The 346-nt window shown below is 25.4% G+C and carries 1 pseudogene; it reads left to right on the forward strand.

The annotated features are described in order from the left end of the window. Positions 1–61 precede the first annotated feature (61 nt). Positions 62–346: pseudogene (locus KAR67_RS09475) on the forward strand (methyltransferase); the annotation flags it as partial.

The following is a 346-nucleotide window of genomic DNA, read 5'->3' on the forward strand; positions in this document are numbered from 1 at the left end:
GTGAAGATGTTAGATAAAAAATTAGAAAGATAATTTGAGATTTAGATTTTTGGAATAACAAATGAGTAAAAACATTAAAACACAAGAAGCTAAATTAGACTTAATCACTAAATTTTTAGACTATGCTAATGTAGCTGATGCAAGTTATGCGATGCTACATTGGATTGATTATGTAAAAAAAGAAAATGACAAAAAACATGAAAATGGTGATACCCAAAAACTAGGTGATAAACATAATAATCAAAATTCTACCTATGCAAGAGCTATACAAGCTCGTTTTGAACAAAATAAAATAGTTAAAATAGAACCTAAATATTGTATTTCTCTTATAAATACTTGTTTTGAT

The organism is Campylobacter sp. JH32 (genome assembly GCF_017846535.1).
Lineage (GTDB): Bacteria > Campylobacterota > Campylobacteria > Campylobacterales > Campylobacteraceae > Campylobacter_D > Campylobacter_D coli.